The organism is Bacillus sp. EU52, assembly GCF_037964975.1.
Classification (GTDB): domain Bacteria; phylum Bacillota; class Bacilli; order Bacillales; family Bacillaceae; genus Bacillus; species Bacillus subtilis.
Map to the genome: position 1 here is coordinate 1178751 of NZ_CP150177.1, position 14729 is coordinate 1193479.

At 43.2% G+C, this 14729-nt stretch carries 19 protein-coding genes; 11 read left to right on the forward strand and 8 right to left on the reverse strand.

Translation table 11 applies throughout. The features are described from left to right. The first annotated feature begins 43 nt into the window (after positions 1-43). The 3 genes from NSU05_RS06075 (at position 44) to spx (ending at position 2580) form a co-directional block, all read left to right on the forward strand. Positions 44-1261: an MFS transporter gene (locus NSU05_RS06075; RefSeq protein ID WP_010886478.1), complete on the forward strand. Its 1218-nt coding sequence runs from the start codon at positions 44-46 to the stop codon at positions 1259-1261. Positions 1262-1425: 164 nt separating this feature from the next. Further along, entirely contained in the window at positions 1426-2004 is a 579-nt protein-coding gene (locus tag NSU05_RS06080) for a GNAT family N-acetyltransferase (protein WP_003224597.1), read from the forward strand. A 180-nt stretch (positions 2005-2184) separates the two neighbouring features. Beyond that, positions 2185-2580 carry a transcriptional regulator Spx gene (gene spx, locus NSU05_RS06085; protein ID WP_014476435.1) on the forward strand — a complete coding sequence of 132 codons (396 nt, stop codon included), beginning with the start codon at positions 2185-2187 and terminating at the stop codon, positions 2578-2580. Positions 2581-2622: 42 nt separating this feature from the next. Here spx and NSU05_RS06090 read toward each other — a convergent pair whose 3' ends face one another. Beyond that, positions 2623-3279, reverse strand: coding sequence for a TerC family protein (locus NSU05_RS06090; protein ID WP_003232944.1), 657 nt, complete (start codon positions 3277-3279; stop codon positions 2623-2625). Positions 3280-3448: 169 nt separating this feature from the next. On the opposite strand from NSU05_RS06090, the gene NSU05_RS06095 reads away from it, so the two are divergent. Next, a complete protein-coding gene (locus tag NSU05_RS06095) occupies positions 3449-3589 on the forward strand; it encodes a hypothetical protein (protein ID WP_119122854.1) in 141 nt (46 codons plus the stop codon). Next, a complete protein-coding gene (gene mecA, locus NSU05_RS06100) occupies positions 3556-4212 on the forward strand; it encodes an adaptor protein MecA (protein ID WP_003232942.1) in 657 nt (218 codons plus the stop codon). The genes NSU05_RS06095 and mecA overlap by 34 nt, the downstream gene beginning before the upstream one ends. Here mecA and NSU05_RS06105 read toward each other — a convergent pair. Further along, a complete protein-coding gene (locus tag NSU05_RS06105) occupies positions 4207-4329 on the reverse strand; it encodes a hypothetical protein (protein ID WP_021479547.1) in 123 nt (40 codons plus the stop codon). The two genes, mecA and NSU05_RS06105, sit on opposite strands and share 6 nt — an antisense overlap. 43 nt (positions 4330-4372) lie before the next feature. Between NSU05_RS06105 and coiA the strand changes: the two genes are divergently transcribed. Both coiA and pepF read left to right on the forward strand, forming a co-directional pair. Further along, entirely contained in the window at positions 4373-5524 is a 1152-nt protein-coding gene (coiA, locus tag NSU05_RS06110) for a competence protein CoiA (protein WP_038428787.1), read from the forward strand. A 229-nt stretch (positions 5525-5753) separates the two neighbouring features. Continuing rightward, positions 5754-7583 (forward strand): oligoendopeptidase F, encoded by a 1830-nt coding sequence (gene pepF / locus NSU05_RS06115; RefSeq protein ID WP_195757679.1) that lies wholly within the window; start codon positions 5754-5756, stop codon positions 7581-7583. Positions 7584-7620: 37 nt separating this feature from the next. Here pepF and NSU05_RS06120 read toward each other — a convergent pair whose 3' ends face one another. The 5 genes from NSU05_RS06120 to NSU05_RS06140 all read right to left on the reverse strand — a co-directional run bounded on the left by NSU05_RS06120 (position 7621) and on the right by NSU05_RS06140 (position 10972). Next, positions 7621-7788: a hypothetical protein gene (locus NSU05_RS06120; protein WP_003244944.1), complete on the reverse strand. Its 168-nt coding sequence runs from the start codon at positions 7786-7788 to the stop codon at positions 7621-7623. 313 nt (positions 7789-8101) lie between these two features. Beyond that, a complete protein-coding gene (gene spxH, locus NSU05_RS06125; protein ID WP_024573348.1) occupies positions 8102-9001 on the reverse strand; it encodes a protease adaptor protein SpxH in 900 nt (299 codons plus the stop codon). Beyond that, positions 8998-9396, reverse strand: coding sequence for a group 2 truncated hemoglobin YjbI (locus NSU05_RS06130; RefSeq protein ID WP_003232928.1), 399 nt, complete (start codon positions 9394-9396; stop codon positions 8998-9000). The genes spxH and NSU05_RS06130 overlap by 4 nt, the downstream gene beginning before the upstream one ends. A 254-nt stretch (positions 9397-9650) precedes the next feature. Beyond that, positions 9651-10385 (reverse strand): bifunctional muramidase/murein lytic transglycosylase, encoded by a 735-nt coding sequence (cwlQ, locus tag NSU05_RS06135; RefSeq protein ID WP_038428790.1) that lies wholly within the window; start codon positions 10383-10385, stop codon positions 9651-9653. Positions 10386-10399: 14 nt separating this feature from the next. Beyond that, the gene (locus NSU05_RS06140) at positions 10400-10972 is read right to left on the reverse strand and encodes a CYTH domain-containing protein (protein WP_014479452.1); all 573 of its coding nucleotides are present in this window, start codon (positions 10970-10972) and stop codon (positions 10400-10402) included. Positions 10973-11096: 124 nt separating this feature from the next. Between NSU05_RS06140 and NSU05_RS06145 the strand changes: the two genes are divergently transcribed. Genes NSU05_RS06145 through NSU05_RS06160 form a run of 4 tightly spaced genes read left to right on the forward strand, consistent with a single transcriptional unit; the run spans position 11097 to position 13862 of the window. Further along, positions 11097-11465, forward strand: coding sequence for a hypothetical protein (locus NSU05_RS06145; RefSeq protein ID WP_038428791.1), 369 nt, complete (start codon positions 11097-11099; stop codon positions 11463-11465). Between the two features lie 28 nt (positions 11466-11493). Beyond that, a complete protein-coding gene (gene yjbM / locus NSU05_RS06150) occupies positions 11494-12129 on the forward strand; it encodes a GTP diphosphokinase (RefSeq protein ID WP_003245294.1) in 636 nt (211 codons plus the stop codon). 18 nt (positions 12130-12147) lie between these two features. Beyond that, positions 12148-12948 carry an NAD kinase gene (locus NSU05_RS06155; protein WP_003232918.1) on the forward strand — a complete coding sequence of 267 codons (801 nt, stop codon included), beginning with the start codon at positions 12148-12150 and terminating at the stop codon, positions 12946-12948. A gap of 14 nt (positions 12949-12962) precedes the next feature. Beyond that, on the forward strand, positions 12963-13862 hold the full coding sequence (locus NSU05_RS06160; protein WP_038428792.1) for an RluA family pseudouridine synthase: 900 nt from the start codon (positions 12963-12965) through the stop codon (positions 13860-13862). A gap of 12 nt (positions 13863-13874) precedes the next feature. On the opposite strand, the gene prpE is transcribed toward NSU05_RS06160, so the two are convergent. Beyond that, complete coding sequence (gene prpE / locus NSU05_RS06165) at positions 13875-14609, reverse strand: bis(5'-nucleosyl)-tetraphosphatase PrpE (RefSeq protein ID WP_024573345.1); 735 nt, start codon at positions 14607-14609, stop codon at positions 13875-13877. Positions 14610-14729: the final 120 nt, after the last annotated feature.

Below are 14729 nucleotides of genomic sequence, written 5' to 3' on the forward strand. Positions count from 1 at the left end.
TGATAACATTTACAATTAGAGGAAAAAGCGGAGGCGAAATACGATTCAATTTCTGCATAACAAAAATGTTTTTGCGCTATTGCTGTCTCAATCTTTTCAATCTTTAGCAGGAGTCCTCGTCACAATCGTTTTAATGGTCCGGATCTATCAAATGACTGACTCCGTTTTTTTGGCGGGCCTTATTTTATCGTTCATGTCGTTTGCGAGTATAGCAGCAAGCTTTTGCGTCTCTCCGGTGCTTCGCATTCTCGGTTTTAAAAAGGTGCTTGCGGGAGCGAATCTGCTGAGAGCGGTCTTTATAATCCTGATGGCATACAGCGTCACTCATCACGGACAGGCATTCTTTTGGATTACGTTGCTGTTTGTGTTTTGTTTTTCCTTCGCGGGCGCTTTTTTTCAGCCGGCAAGATTTGCGCTGCTGCCGATTATTGTTCCAAAGAAGCAATATGTAAAAGCGAATGGTGTGATCTCCCTCTCGAATCAATTGTTCTTAACAGCAGGCTGGGGCCTTGGAGGCCTTCTGACGTACGCCGTTCCTTTTGAACTCGTTGTCGGCGCTGCCATTTGCCTGTTTGTTCTATCGGGAGCTTCCATCAGTGTGCTGCATGTAAATGAAGAAGAGGCTGCAGGAACTGCTGAAACAGCATCTGTCAGAAGTATATGGAAGGATTTAATGATCATCCCTATTGTAAGAGACATTACTGTAATGGACATGTTAGAAGCTTTGGCGGGTTCCGTATGGTCATCTGCTATTCTCCTCGCATTTACTGCGGCTGTTTTGCATGAAACAGAGGTGTGGTGGGGGATGTTTAACGCTTCCTATTTTATAGGCGCAATTGTCGGCAGTGTGATTGCTATTCGTTTTTCTTCTTTTTTTGAGCGGAATATGGGCTATGCCATTATGTTCAGCTCGCTTGTAATGTCGGCGCTGACCCTTTTGTTTTCATTTTCTCCAGTCCCATTTTTATGCGCTCTGGCTTGTGCTGCAATGGGGCCTTTTTATCAGGTGCGTGATATTTGCCAGGAAACCATGCTGCAGGAAGTTATTCCCGAGCAGAAACGAATCGGAATCATGGCTGCAAAAAATGCGATTTTGACTCCTTGGTCAGGCGTCACCTACTCCATTATGGGGCTAGTGGCTGATGCTGCTGGTGCGAAAATAGCTTTTATCGCGGCTGCTGCATTATATATCATGACATTTCTGATTGCACTGGCGCAGCCCCGCCTGGTTCATTACAGGCGGGAAAATCGAGTTCAATGAGAAACACTTCAAAATGAACGGAGCAGTTGGCTCCGTTTTGCTGAAAAAAAAAATGAAACCATGGCGGAAGTTCGCACGTCTTTATAGATGTAAGGCTGTTTAAACAAGAAGAAATGGGGTATATCTAAAAGTATGAAGACAACGAACTCATAAGGAGCAAATCAATGAACTGGTATGAAAAGCTTAGCGAGTACTTTCCAATTGAAGAAATGAAATCAAAAGCGCATATGGAAGCTCTTCTGAAAGAGCGAAGCGATATTTATCATAAAGATGAAGGCAAACATCATATTTTAATGTTTGCGGAATTCGATTCTTTTATCTTCGTTGATTATCTGTATGTGTCTAAGGATGCAAGAGGGCAGGGGCTTGGCGGCAAATTGATCGCGAAGCTGAAAAAGAAAAATAAGCCCATATTGCTCGAGGTGGAACCTGTGGATGAAGATGATACTGATACAGAAAAACGCCTGAGGTTTTATCAAAGAGAGCATTTCAAGCATGCTCAGTCAATTGGGTACCGGCGCCGGTCATTGGCTACGAATGAAGTAAACAAGATGGAGATTCTGTACTGGTCACCAAAAACAGAATCAGAAGAAGAAATTCTTGAAGCCATGAAACAAACATATGAAAACATTCATACTTATAAAGACGAGAAATGGTACGGGGAATCGTACGAAAAAACGGATGAAGTCCTGAAACTCATTGATGAAGAAAAACAAAAAAATATTTTCGATCAGTTAAGCTAATTGAGAATTAGAACATATCATGAACATTAAAAATTTGCTGGATTGACACATTTTTTTCTTAGGATACTGTTCACACTTACTTTTTTATAGTATAATACCTGTAAAGATTCCTTTTTTAGAGTAATTTCAATTTAAGAATAAAATAGATGTTCATCCTACTAATTAGAGGAGTGAAGATGAATGGTTACACTATACACATCACCAAGCTGTACTTCATGCAGAAAGGCGAGAGCGTGGCTCGAGGAGCACGATATTCCATTTGTAGAAAGAAACATTTTCTCTGAACCTTTATCAATTGATGAAATAAAACAAATTCTTCGAATGACTGAGGATGGAACAGATGAAATCATCTCAACCCGTTCAAAAGTATTCCAAAAACTGAATGTGAACGTTGAATCTATGCCGCTGCAAGATTTGTACCGCTTGATCAACGAGCATCCAGGGTTGCTTCGCCGTCCGATCATCATTGACGAAAAACGTTTGCAGGTCGGATATAACGAAGACGAAATCAGACGTTTCCTGCCAAGAAAAGTTCGCTCTTTCCAATTAAGAGAAGCACAGCGTTTGGCAAACTAATAGATCGTATCATCAAAAGAAGGCTGAGTCATCAGCCTTCTTTTATTTTTCAACCTGCTGGTAATAAATGCTCGCAAGGATGACAAACGCAACCGTCAAAATGGGGAGGAGCGTTTCAACTGTGCCGTGCTGCGCCATAAAAAGCGACAGCTTTTTGTCTCTGACAATCATTTCTCCGCCAGTATAAGCAAGCAGCCCGCTTCCCGCGTAAATCAGAAGCGGTATTTTCTCTAGTGCAATATGGATGAGTTTGCTGCCCCAAATAATAACCGGAACCGATACACACAAACCTATAACAACGAGAGAAAACTCACCGTGTGATGCTCCCGCAACTGCGATGACGTTGTCCAGCGACATAAAGAGATCTGCAAGCACAATCGTTCGTATCGCTCTCCACAGGGAGGTGCTGCTTTTAATGTGTTTCGTGTCTTTTTTTTCAATCAGCAGCTGATATCCTAAATACAGCAGGAAAATTCCGCCGGCGCACTGCAAGAACGGAATGTTCAAAAGATATACTGCTGCACTTGTTAATCCGATTCTCATGGCAACGGCAATAAATGTTCCGAGAATAATGGCTTGCTGTCTTTGCTTGTCCGGCAAATGTCTGCTGGCCATGGCAATAACAACCGCGTTATCTCCGCCGAGGATCAGGTCAATCCCAACAATGACAAGCAGAGAAATCAGATAGTCATGCTCCATGAAGCGGCACCTCGCTTTCAGTCCTTCGCTTGTACTACTACTATATGAGACAGGTTGTATTTTATGATATCAGCCACCTGAACTGCCGTTTTTTAGGCAAAGGTGCATTTTTATTTCTTTTGTGACTGTTTTATCATAAAATAGAAATACAAAGGAATTCACACTGGCCTTGGTTAAGGTTAAGATGTGGACGGAATGGGTAAAGTGTAGTAAAGTACAATTAATCGGGAGCTTAGATGTCCCTTCAACATCTTATATAGAAGGGAAGGTTGGCAAATGGAAATTGAAAGAATTAACGAGCATACAGTAAAATTTTATATGTCTTACGGAGATATTGAAGATCGCGGTTTTGACAGAGAAGAAATTTGGTATAACCGTGAGCGCAGTGAAGAACTTTTCTGGGAAGTCATGGATGAAGTTCATGAAGAAGAGGAATTCGCTGTGGAAGGCCCACTTTGGATTCAAGTTCAGGCACTGGACAAAGGATTAGAAATCATCGTCACAAAAGCCCAGCTTTCCAAAGACGGACAAAAGCTCGAACTGCCGATTCCTGAGGATAAAAAGCAAGAACCAGCATCTGAGGATCTTGACGCCTTGCTGGATGATTTCCAGAAAGAAGAGCAAGCCGTCAATCAGGAAGAGAAGGAGCAAAAGCTTCAATTTGTCTTGCGATTTGGCGATTTTGAGGATGTTATTTCTCTATCTAATTTGAACGTTAACGGAAGCAAAACGACTTTATATTCGTTTGAGAACCGATATTATTTATATGTAGATTTTTGCAATATGACTGATGAAGAGGTTGAAAATCAGCTAAGCATCCTGCTGGAGTACGCAAATGAATCCTCAATCAGCATACACCGTCTTGAAGAGTACGGCAAGCTGATTATTTCAGAGCATGCTCTAGAAACGATAAAAAAACACTTTGCATCATAGCAAACCGATTTCCTTCCGGAAATCGGTTTTTTTTATGCACGAAAATGCCATTTTAGAGATGTGAAAAATCAAAAACATATAGACAAGCGGAAAATACAGCGAACAGGAGTTGATCATCTTTTCCAGAAAGTATACTTCATCTGGAAAGGAGAGATGACAATTGTTTAGTGCTGTGACTGAAGACGGCCAAATGTTTCACCTTCTAGGCGCTCAGCAAAACCAGAAATTAAAGCGGAGACGGTTCTTCTGTCCGGTATGCGGGGGAGAGCTAGCTGTGAAGCTCGGACTTCAAAAAGCGCCGCATTTTGCCCATAAACAGAACAAGTCCTGCTCCATAGATATCGAACCGGAAAGCGCCTACCACTTAGAAGGAAAAAGACAGTTGTATGTATGGCTGAAAACGCAACGGGCTTCACCAATATTGGAGCCGTATATAAAGACAATCAACCAAAGACCAGACGTCATGGCAAGGATCAAGGAGCATATGGTTGCTGTTGAATATCAATGCGCCACTATCGCTCCAGATGTCTTTCAAAAGCGGACAGAGGGCTTCAAACAAGAAGGAATCATCCCGCAGTGGATTATGGGATACAGCCGCTTAAAACGGACTGCTTCGTCCTTTTATCAGCTTTCAGCTTTTCATTGGCAGTTTATCAATGCAAGTCCATACAGAGAACTGATATGTTATTGTCCTGAAAGGCGTTCTTTTCTCCGACTCAGCCACATCATTCCATTCTACACAAACCATTCTTATTCCTCAGTCCAAACGATCCCTATCCATCGGGCAGGTGCAGACGATCTTTTTTTCACTGAACCGAAACCCTCAATTCAATATTCAGGCTGGACGAAAGCGATTCACCGTTTTCGCCATAAACCCCATCGGTTTAACTCTAAGGAAACAAATCGCCTTAGGCAGATGTTTTATGAGAAGCGGCAGACATCTTTTTCTTTTCTGCCGACTGAAGTGTTTGTTCCTGTTAGAAAAGGGGCAGTTTTTAAGAGTCCGGTTTTTGTGTGGCAGGGGTTTCTTTATTTGTTTATGACGGATCTTGGAGATAAACGTGCGCCAATTCGTTTTTCAGCCGTTTTGCAGCAGTGCAAACTGCACATTCATAAAAAGAACATTGCACTCAGGTTCGAATGCAGCGAAGAGTGTCTTTCAGAAGCGGTTAAACAGTATATTGATTTTTTGTGCAAGAAGGGATTTTTAAGGGAGACTCAGAAAGAAGTATATGTGCTGAATCAGCCTGCAGGCGGCATACATTCCATGCAGGATCTCATAGAAAGAGACCGCAGCTGTTTTGTAGAATGAGTTTGTCTGATTTGGCTCACCCTAAGACAAAGGTGGTGGGCAGGCTGTGAAAGGCACAAAAGGAAAGGTTTTTCGTGTTTTTACTGCTTTTTTGGCATTCGTTCTCTTCATTACTGCATATGATTTGACAAAAGGCAGTGAAAAACCGGAAGATATTCACAACACAAGTTTATTGAGAAACAGCTGTTTTTTCAATTGGCTTGAATCAAAGAAGACGAGGGGGATTACCATGGCTGAGGAAAAAAAAGCAAACCAACTGCCTGACAGAAGTGAGGTAAAGGCAGAAGACACATGGAGACTTGAGGATATTTTTCCTAGTGATGAGGCCTGGAATAAAGAATTTCAAGCTGTAAGAGAATTAATTCCAAATTTATCTAAGTATAAAGGAAAGCTGGCAGATTCAGCTGATCATTTATACGAGGCTCTTACGTATCAAGATAAAGTGATGGAGCGGCTGGGTAGGCTGTACACATATGCGCATATGCGCTCTGACCAGGATACTGGGAACTCCTTTTACCAGGGGCTGAATGACAAGGCGGGAAACCTGTATACACAGGCCGCAAGCGCGACAGCTTATTTGGTTCCGGAGATTTTATCCATAGAAGAAGACAAACTGCAGCAGTTCATTCTTGAAAAAGAAGAATTAAAGCTGTACTCTCATGCGATTGAGGAGATTACAAAGGAACGTCCGCATGTGCTGAGCGAGAAGGAAGAGGCACTGCTTGCTGAAGCCTCCGAGGTACTGGGGTCATCTTCAAATACATTCAGTGTGTTAAATAACGCAGATATAACGTTTCCATCCATTAAAGACGAAGATGGGAATGAAAAACAGATCACTCACGGCAACTTTATTAATTTCTTGGAAAGTGAAAACCGTGAAGTCCGCAAAAATGCGTTTGACGCAGTGTATAAAACGTACGGACAATATAAAAACACAATGGCCACGACGCTAAGCGGCACTGTGAAAAAGGACAACTTCTACGCGAGAGTGAAAAAGTACAAGTCCGCGCGTGAGGCTGCGCTTTCTAACAACAGTATTCCTGAGGAAGTATACGATAACCTTGTTAAGACGATTAATAAGCATTTGCCGCTCCTGCACCGCTATATTGCGCTAAGAAAGAAAGTGCTTGAGCTTGATGAAGTGCATATCTATGACCTGTATACACCGCTTGTGAAAGATGCTGGGATGAAGGTGACATACGAGGAAGCCAAAGATTACATGCTGAAAGGCCTCGCACCTTTAGGGGAAGAATATGCCTCTATCCTAAAAGAAGGACTGGAAAACCGCTGGGTGGACGTTTACGAAAATAAAGGCAAACGCAATGGGGCTTATTCATCAGGAGCTTACGGCACGAATCCGTATATTTTGATGAACTGGCATAATAACGTCAATAATCTCTTTACGCTTGTGCACGAGTTTGGACATTCCGTACACAGCTACTATACGAGAAAGCACCAGCCTTATCCATACGGCAATTACAGCATCTTTGTCGCGGAAGTTGCCTCTACGACAAATGAAGCGCTCCTTGGCGAATATTTGCTGAACAATTTAGAGGATGAAAAACAGCGCTTATATATTCTCAACCATATGCTTGAGGGCTTCAGGGGAACGGTTTTCAGACAAACGATGTTCGCTGAATTTGAACATCTGATCCATACAAAGGCGCAAGAAGGCGAGCCGCTTACACCTGAGCTTCTGACAAATGTCTATTACGACCTGAATAAAAAGTATTTTGGAGACGGCATGGTGATTGATAAGGAAATCGGCCTTGAATGGTCGCGTATTCCGCACTTCTATTACAATTACTATGTGTATCAGTATGCGACAGGGTACAGCGCTGCCCAAGCATTAAGCAGCCAGATTTTGAAGGAAGGAAAGCCGGCGGTTGACCGTTATATTGACTTCCTGAAAGCGGGAAGCTCACAATACCCGATTGATGTCCTGAAAAAAGCGGGTGTTGATATGACGTCTCCAGAGCCAATCGAAGCCGCGTGCAAAATGTTTGAAGAAAAACTTGATGAAATGGAAGAGCTGCTGATGAAAGTCAAGCAGTCTTAAAAAAGTAAGCCTGTGCGGAAATGACGCACAGGCTTTTTTAAAACCCTTTAAAGGTTTTCCGGTGATTCAAGCGGTAGAGGGTAAACAAAATAGACAGAAACAGCAGAGGAGAGGTAATATAAAGCGGCAGCATATGCATCATGCCTAAGATATTCAAGCAGAAAAAAACAGCAATGCACACAATTGAGATCAAAGTAGACATCATGGCGGTCCTCCTCGTCCTTTTTCCTTATAAGGATATGAGTGAATGCACTTCGTTATGTTTTGTGACAAAAATATGAACATTAAGCATAGAGGTTGTCAAAAGTCGACATCTTTTGTTATCATAAGGATGTGAAATTGATCACAAACAAACATTACCCCTTTGTTTGACCGTGAAAAATTTCTCCCATCCCCTTTGTTGTCGTTAAGACATATGAAACCGCGCTTATCCCGGCGCGGTTTCTTTAGTGCTAAAAATGGAACGTACGTTTGGTTATGGCATAAAAAAACAGCCTCAAGCATATGCACGCCTGCGGCTATTTTTCACATGATTGATATTCATCAGAATAAGTGCTGAGAGACTTCCAAAACATTCCGTGTTTGGCTTCTACTTTGGCAACCTTTTTAGCAAACGCCAGTTTTTTCATTTCTTTTTCTACCTCTTCAAGGCTCAGGTCATATACAAGAGCAATTTCCTTCGAGGCAACGAAGCGGAAATATTCAATAAAACATTCTAAAGGCGGTGTTTCCGAAGGCTTCGGCTCGTCGCCAAGCATCTCAAATAAAATTTCTTCATATACATCATATGAGTAGCTGCCAGGAACTTTAAGCCCTTCATCCTCATGCTGCGTATTAAAAAACGTCAGTGTCGGATTAACAGAAACATCCATCTCAGCAGCAATTTTCATGTCACATTGAAGCGCCTTGACCGCGCTTTGAGAATGCAGATCTTTTTTGAATTCTTCAAGATCGAGACTTGTATTTTCAGCAATCTCCAAAAGCACGTTTTCATCCGTAATATTTTTCTTTGAAACAAATAGGCTCTCCTGCATATTTCTGAGAAATTGCATGCCGGCTTTTCGGCCTTGCAATTCGGCTGCTTTAAAAGCGAGAGCAGCCATATAAGGCGATGAAAGCGGCTGTTCCTGTTCGAACCAGACATTGCCGTCACATGACATGCCAGAGCGGCTCGCGATCTTTTCCCATGCTTCTGCGAGAAGATGCTTTTTTCGCTTTTTATTTAAAGCGGTAAGGCTTGCGGAAGCGATAATGCGTAAGGTGAAAAAACGTCCGTATCTGATTTTTAGCTTTTTGATGACGGGCTCTAAGGACCAGCATTCTGGACATAAAGGGTCTACAAACATATAAATTTCAAGCGGCTTTTTTGGATGACCGTGGCAATGGGCGAAGTATAGCTCATGCTGATAGTTTGTCAAGATGATCGATCCTCCGCTTCCGTTTGATTCACCATATGCCTTGCTGTCAACTCCAGCCGGCCAAACAAAAACTCACGAATTTCGCCCTCCAGCCCTACATGGTCCATTGCGTCCTTCATACAGCTGAGCCACGCATCAGCTCTCTCGTTTGTAATTGGAAAGGGAAGATGCCTTGCTCTGAGCATAGGATGGCCGTGCTCCTCAGTATAAAGCGGAGGCCCGCCTAAATACTGAGTTAAGAATTGCTTCTGTTTCCTGGCGGTTTCTGTCAAATCGCTTGGAAAAATCGGCTTCAGCAAAGGATGAGACGCGACACGCTCATAAAAAGTATCAACAAGTTGCGATAGAAGTTCCTCTCCAATCGCTTCATAAGGTGCGTTAAACGATTGTCCCATGTTGACTACTCCTTTAAATATGGCTAATAGGAATCATAAATCCTATTGCAAAAAGTAATTTTCTGTATTTCATTGTTTCATCTAGATTTATTTTAGCAACAAGGCATCATTTCTACAAACAAACTGCCTTTTATGCGTTTGATGACTCATTTCGGCTAACAGCCGGGGTTTGTATTTCATATCATATCACATAAAAATCAGGAATGCGTAAGATTTCACTTCGCAAAAAAACCAGAGGGAAAGAGCACCTCTGGTTACGCGTAATAAGCTGAAGTTATTTTTTTTACATAGTTTTTCGTTTCTTGGAAAGGAGGAATGCCTCCGTATCGGTCAACATTCCCCGGTCCGGCGTTGTAAGCCGCTAATGCCATAGACACATTGCCGCCGTATTTATCCAGCATTTGTTTTAAATATTTCGTTCCACCCTCCACATTTTGCTGCGGATCAAGCGGATTGGAAACGCCAAGTGAGCTTGCTGTTGACGGCATCAGCTGCATGAGGCCCATCGCGCCTGCTCCGCTGACCGCTTTTGCATTAAAGCCTGATTCCTGTTTGATGACGGCACGGATCAGTTTTTCATCAACGCCATATTTATCAGCGGCTTTTTTAATCGCACTGTCAATAGAGAAGTCTCCCGAACTGATCTGATTTGCTTCATGTTTGTTTGAAGCTGAATCTGCAGCAGCTGTTTCAGTGCTTTCTGCCGCTTTTGTGACTGAACCTGAATTGCTGCTCGTATATGAGTTAAGCCCATACGCTGAAAGCAGTGACGGCGCTGTTGTATTCGCGCTGTTCAGCATGCTGAGCGGGCTTGGCGATGAAGAAGGTGCTGATTGCTGAGATGCCAGGCCGTTTGTATATTGGCTGAGCAAAGAGCTAAAACTTGAAAGCGGGCTTTCCGTATTCTGAGTGTCCGAGCTGCTGCGTGCATTAGATATGGACTGTAGTGCCTGAAGCTGAAGTAAAGCTGCCCAATTCGTTACATTCACGATGCCATTCCACCTTATATAGACTTTCGTTTTTCTTCATAAAAACGCAGAATTTTATTTTTGGTTTCGCGCTGAGGAATGCTGAATTGCTGAAGCAGCTTCTCGAAAGCTTTTCTGCCCTCATGCCAATCCGCCGCCTCAAATTCAATTTCATAGTCCTCTTTATTTAAATATCGGCTGTGGTCTAAAACTATTAAGCCTTTTTCTGTTTCTTTTTCCGCACGGTTTGTTGCTAAAGATCCAAAGTATTGAATGGCATCCGTATCGATCTGAAGCTTGTGCAGCTGGTCCTTCACAGGGCCCTCGGGAACTGAAAATCCAGCGAGATCTGATACCTCTGAAAGCTGCTGGTGCGTTTCCAGAAGCCCCACATCAGCCGGCTCCTTTAATGTAAGGACATACTTTCCGTTTTTTCTGCGGATACGAAGCGCAGCTTGTTTTTGTTTCAGCGCGAAGCTGTCTGTATCAAAATAATGATTCTTTTGATCTGTAAAATCTTTTTCTGTCAGCTGGAGTGCCGCTGCTATGTTTTTGAATTCTTGTTTGGTCAGCATGTTTTTAAATTCGATTTCAATTTCTTGGCTCATGATGCTCTTCCTTTCCGCCCTGTAAATCTTATTTTTACTATTATCTCTTTAGATGTTAGGTTTATCAATATCGAGCTCGATATGATAAAATGAATCTGTACTTTGTTTAAAAAAGGAGAGCATTATGCAAAACAGAATCGAAATTTTGAATGCAACATTATCGGATGATCAGCTTCGCCTTACTTGTCAGACAGAAGGAAACGAAGCGAAACGCAAGCCGTCAGGTCAAATGCTTGTTGATTCTGACCACTTTGCTTTTGTATACATACTTGAATTAGCTGATTCTTTTGAATATGTCATTATAAAGGAACATGTATGGCCGGAACTGAAGCAGGCCCATGCACAAAAAATACCGGTTGTTTTAGAGGCAGGAGACCAAACAATTGAACTGGCAGGCCTGCATGAGGAGCTGGAATATCTTTTAGAAAATATAAAAGATAATGCAAACTATGGAGAAGAAATGGAAGAAAAAGTGAAACGCGTGTTTTTATAGAAACTGGTTCGGAATTGGGGGATGTATGATGGATGACAAACAATGGGAGCGTTTTTTAGTGCCGTACCGCCAGGCTGTCGAAGAGTTGAAAGTGAAGCTCAAGGGGATCCGCACACTATATGAATACGAGGACGACCATTCACCGATCGAATTTGTGACCGGACGCGTCAAGCCTGTGGCGAGCATTCTTGAAAAAGCGAGACGGAAAAGCATACCGCTGCATGAAATTGAAACCATGCAGGACATTGCTGGCCTTAGAATCATGTGCCAATTTGTCGATGACATCCAAATCGTAAAAGAGATGCTTTTTGCCAGAAAAGATTTCACCGTTGTGGATCAGAGGGATTATATTGCGGAACATAAAGAGAGCGGATACCGATCATACCATCTTGTTGTGCTGTACCCTTTGCAGACGGTATCCGGAGAAAAGCATGTTCTCGTAGAAATACAGATCCGTACACTGGCGATGAATTTTTGGGCGACCATTGAACATTCATTGAATTATAAATACAGCGGAAACATTCCTGAAAAAGTAAAACTAAGGCTTCAGCGCGCTTCTGAAGCGGCTTCCCGGCTTGATGAAGAGATGTCGGAGATCAGGGGTGAAGTACAGGAAGCTCAAGCTGCCTTTTCAAGAAAGAAAAAAGGAAGCGAGCAACAATAGGTAAAGGGGAAGAAGAGCATGAAATTTGCCGTATCATCAAAAGGAGATCAAGTTTCTGATACGCTGAAAAGCAAAATACAGGCGTATTTATTGGATTTTGATATGGAACTGGATGAAAATGAACCGGAAATCGTTATTTCAGTCGGAGGCGACGGAACGCTTTTGTATGCTTTTCACAGATACAGCGACCGCTTGGACAAAACAGCATTTGTCGGCGTTCACACAGGTCATCTGGGTTTTTATGCCGACTGGGTTCCTCATGAAATTGAAAAACTTGTTCTTGCCATCGCGAAAACGCCGTATCATACAGTCGAATATCCGCTTCTCGAAGTCATTGTGACCTATCACGAAAACGAGCGGGAAGAAAGATACTTAGCTTTGAATGAATGTACGATTAAAAGCATCGAAGGAAGCCTTGTTGCTGATGTGGAAATCAAAGGGCAGCTCTTTGAAACCTTCCGGGGCGACGGCCTCTGCCTGTCAACTCCATCAGGCAGCACAGCCTACAATAAGGCGCTGGGCGGAGCGATTATCCATCCGTCTATCAGGGCGATCCAGCTTGCGGAAATGGCTTCAATTAATAACCGCGTGTTCCGTACGGTCGGGTCACCTCTGCTTCTCCCATCCCATCATGATTGCATGATTAAGCCGAGAAACGAAGTTGACTTTCAAGTGACGATTGACCATTTAACCCTTCTCCATAAGGATGTAAAGTCGATCCGCTGCCAAGTTGCATCCGAAAAAGTGCGGTTTGCGAGATTCCGTCCGTTTCCATTTTGGAAAAGAGTCCAGGATTCGTTTATTGGAAAAGGTGAATAGAAAGAGGGCATATCGTGGAGCATTTTTTTATCAGAAAGAACATTACTTCCGCTGAGGACGGGATGACTGTAAAAGAATATGCCGGTGAACTGGGAATTTCGAAACGTCTGCTGACCGATATTAAGTTTGGCGGGGGAGACCTGCAGATTAACGGTGAGCATGTGACGGTCAAATACGTTTTGAAAGATGGAGATCTTCTTATCGTGAAGTTTCCTGAGGAACAGGTGAGTGAGACGCTGCTGGCAGAGCCTGTTCCGCTCGATATCCTTTATGAGGATGAACATGTGCTTGTGATAAACAAGCAGCCGTATGTGTCATCAATCCCTTCGAGAGAGCACCCCTCCGGCAGCATTGCCAATGGAATTATTGATCATTATCAAACAACCGGAGTGAGGGCGACAGTACATCTTGTCACCCGGCTAGACCGGGATACATCAGGTGTCATGCTTGTTGCCAAGCATCGATTTGCCCACTCCATTTTATCGTCTGCGCAAAAAAACGGCCTTGTGAAACGCCGATATGCGGCAGTGGTTCACGGGCGGATGGCACAGATGGAGGGAACAGTCGATGCTCCGATTGGCAGACATCCTGAAAGTATTATTGAACGGACGGTAACGCCAGAAGGCCAGAAGGCTGTTACTCATTTTTACGTCACATGTGCAAATGACGACATGACCTCGGTGGCATTGCAGCTTGAGACTGGACGAACCCATCAAATTCGTGTTCATATGAGTTATCTCGGGCACCCGTTGTGCGGCGATACACTGTACGGCGGAACGAGACAGGAAATTGGCCGGCAGGCTCTGCACAGCGAGCATCTTTCGTTTATCCATCCGCTGACACAGAAGAACATGACGTTTCATGCTCCACTGCCTCAGGACATGAGAAAACTGATAAAAGGAGAGAATCATTGATTCTCTCCTTTTTTATATGGGGCGAAATCTTGATTCGTCGTAAGGCAGGGAGCTTGGAACAGAGACGGTTTCTATTTCTGGAAAGCGAAAGCCTGTCAGTTGATTTCCGAACACGCAGCCTGTATCAATGTTGATGGTGCGATTGACCTTCCGAGGCTCTTTCACAGGTGTATGACCGTATACCACCCAAGCCTTTCCGTTATAGGCTGCCGCCCAATCACGCCTGACGGGTCTGCCGTCCGGATATGTTTCACCCGTCACGTCACCGTAAAGCACAAAGTCCTTCACTCTGCGGGTATATTTGCCGATATCGTCAGCTCTTATGCCAGCATGGGCGACAACTAATTCTCCATTATGTAAGATGTCGTAAAGCGGCGCTGTTTCGTACAGCTTCATAAACTGTTCGCTGACTGATTTTCTCTCATCTTTGGAAAGTTCCTCAAGCTCTGCTGCTGTTGTTTCGAGACCATGCATCACTTTTACCGGATTTCCTTTTAAGTAACGATATAATTTATTGCAATGGTTTCCCGGGACATAACGTACAGCGCCTTTTTCGTAAGCGCCGGCTACAAATCGGATGACTTCTATAGATTTAGGCCCTCTGTCAGTTAAATCTCCGGCAAAAACAAGCACCCTGCCTTCTTCATGGACAGGTACTCCATTTTTGATTGTATAGCCAAGCTTTTGAATTAATGCAGTCATTTCGTCATAGCAGCCATGAATATCGCTGATGATATCGTAAGCCATGCGGTCTCCTCCTTACCGATTGTTTTATTTATTATGAAGCAAAGTGTTGTGAGTCATCACAAGCTTTTATGTGCAAATTATAGAAGAAGAATCATTTTCTAAACAGGATTAAGACCTTAT